The sequence below is a fragment of the Streptomyces sp. NPDC037271 genome, assembly GCF_055603605.1.
Map to the genome: position 1 here is coordinate 1 of NZ_JBVJVN010000054.1, position 2,684 is coordinate 2,684.

The 2,684-nt window shown below is 74.2% G+C and carries 1 protein-coding gene; it reads right to left on the reverse strand.

What is annotated here, in order from left to right; genetic code table 11:
- Positions 1–2,684: type I polyketide synthase (locus ACZ7G3_RS35685; protein ID WP_470930866.1), on the reverse strand; the 2,684-nt coding region annotated here is incomplete at both ends.

Below are 2,684 nucleotides of genomic sequence, written 5' to 3' on the forward strand. Positions count from 1 at the left end.
ACGTCGCGCTGCTGGGCGACGACCTGCCACAGCGCCTCCGGCGAGTCCACACCGCCCGGGAAACGGCACCCCATACCGACGATCACGATCGGATCATCGTCCGTACGCGGTGCGACGGCGGTGACGGGCTGCGGGGTGGCACGCTCGCTGCGTTCCCGTACGAGCGGGAGCGCGAAGTCGACGATGGCGGCCGGCGTGGGATGGTCGAAGACAAGGGTGGCCGGAAGCCGCAGTCCGGTGGCGGAGTTGAGCCGGTTGCGCAGTTGTACCGCGAGCAGCGAGTCGATGCCGAAGCTCTTGAACGGCTGGTCCGGATCGATCCCGTCCGCCGAGTCGCGGCCGATGACCGAGGCGAGCTGGGTGCTGACGAGGTCGAGCAGGAGACGGCGGGCCTTGTCCTCGGACATCTGGCCGAGCCTGCGGCGCAGGCCGGACTGGCCGGGGCGCCGTCGCGGGACCCGCACCAGCGAGCGCAGCACCGGGGACAGGGCCCCGGTGAGCGCGTCGGAGCGCAGCGCGGCCAGGTCGAGGCGGGCCGGCACGAGCACCGGGTGGTCGTCGGCGAGAGCCCGGTCGAGGAGTTCGAGGCCCTGTTCGGTGGAGAGCGGGGTGATGCCGCGGGTCGAGAGGGTGTCGTCGTCCAGGTGCCCGGTGAGGCCGCTGCGTTCGGCCCACAGGCCCCAGGCGAGTGAGGTCGCGGGGCGACCGGCCGCCCGGCGGTGGGCGGCGAGCGCGTCGAGGAACACGTTGCCCGCGGCGTAGTTGGCCTGACCCGGGTTGCCGAGCACACCCGCCACCGAGGAGAACAGGACGAAGGCCGCCAGGTCCTGGTCCGCGGTCAGTTCGTCGAGATGTGCGGCGGCGTCCACCTTGGGCCGCAGCACGGCGGCGAGCCGGTCCGCGGTCAGCGACCCGACCACGCCGTCGTCCAGCAGACCCGCGGTGTGCATGACGGCGGTGAGCCGTACGCCGGCCAGCAGCCGCGCGAGCGCCTCGCGGTCGGCGGTGTCACACGCGGCGAGGGAGACCTCGGCGCCCAACCCGGTGAGCTCCGACGCGAGTTCCGTGGCGCCCGGCGCGTCGGGGCCGCGACGGCTGACCAGCAGCAGACGGCGGGCCCCGTGCTCGGTGACCAGATGCCGGGCGACCGACGCGCCGATCACCCCGGTTCCGCCGGTGATGAGTACGGTGCCGTCCGGGTCGAGCCGGGCGGCACCGCCCGGCTCGGTGAAGGCGGTGTGCCGGGCCAGACGAGGAACGAGGACCGTGCCCGCCCGCAGGGCGAGCTGAGGCTCGGTGAGTACGGACCCGGGCACAGTGCCGTCCTGGTGCGCCTCACCCGAATCCAACAGCGCGAAGCGGTCGGGGTGTTCGGACTGCGCGGTCCTGATCAGACCCCACACGGTGGCCTGGGCCGGGTTGGTGACCTCGGGGCCGACGGCGCCGTCGGTCAGCACCAGCAGGCGGGATCCGGTGAAACGGGCATCGGCCAGCCACTCCTGGACCAGCCCGAGCGCCCAACGCGCCGACCGGTGTGCCTCCTCCGCGAGGCCGGCTCCCGGGCCGTCCGAGTCCCGTGAGGCGACCGGACAGCGTACGGCGACCAGCTGCGGTACGGGGTCCGGGACGTCGGCCAGGTCTGCGACCAGGCACGCGTCGACGTCGGCCGCGGCGGCCGGGGCCGGCTGCCACTCCAGCCGGAACAGCGAGTCGGCTCCGCTTCCGGCGGCCAGGTCGGCGGTGAGCGGCCGCATCGTGACGGCCTCCGCGGACAGCACGGGCTTTCCCGCGCTGTCGGTGACACGCAGGGCCACCCCCTCCTCGCCCCTCGCGCTGAGCCACACCCGCAGAGACTCCGCCCCGTCGGTCCAGCGGGTGACACCGGACCAGGAGAAGGGCAGAAGGGTGCCGCCGTCCCCGCGGAGCAGGCCGGCCGCGTGCAAGGCCGCGTCCAGCACTGCCGGGTGCAGCCCGAAGGCGGTGGCGTCCAGCTCGGCGGGCAGGCTCACCTCGGCGTAGACGTCGCGGCCGGTGCGCCAGGCCGCGCGCAGGCCCTGGAAGGCGGGACCGTAGTCGTAGCCCGTCTCCGCGAGAGTGTCGTAGCGGGTCTCGACGTCGATCTCGTGAGCCCCGGGCGGCGGCCAGTCGACGAGGTCGAAGTCCGCGGTGCCGTCGTCGATGTCGAGCACTGCCGCGGCGTGCCGCGTCCACGGAACACCTGGGTCGGCGTCCTGCGGCCGGGAGTGCACGGCCAGCTCCCGCTGCCCGTTCGCGGTCGGAGCCTCGACGGTCACCCGCAGCTGCACGGCCTCGTCGGGTGGGAGCACCAGCGGTGCCTGGAGGGTGAGTTCGGCGAGCCGTCGCAGGCCCACCCGGGCGCCCACGGCCATCGCGAGTTCGAGGAACGCGGTGCCGGGCAGCAGCACGGTGCCGTGCACGGCGTGATCGGCGAGCCACGGCTGTGTGTCGAGGGCGAGCCGCCCCGTGCACACCAGCCGGTCCTCCTCGACGAGTTCGACCACGGCGCCCAGCAGCGGGTGCCCGGCCGAGGTCAGACCGAGTCCGCGGGCGTCGGTCCCGGCGGGTTCCGGTGTGAGCCAGAAGTGGCGCCGCTGGAAGGGGTAGGAGGGGAGTTCGACGGTGCGGGTCCGGTAGGGCTCGAGGACCGCCGGCCAGTCGACGGC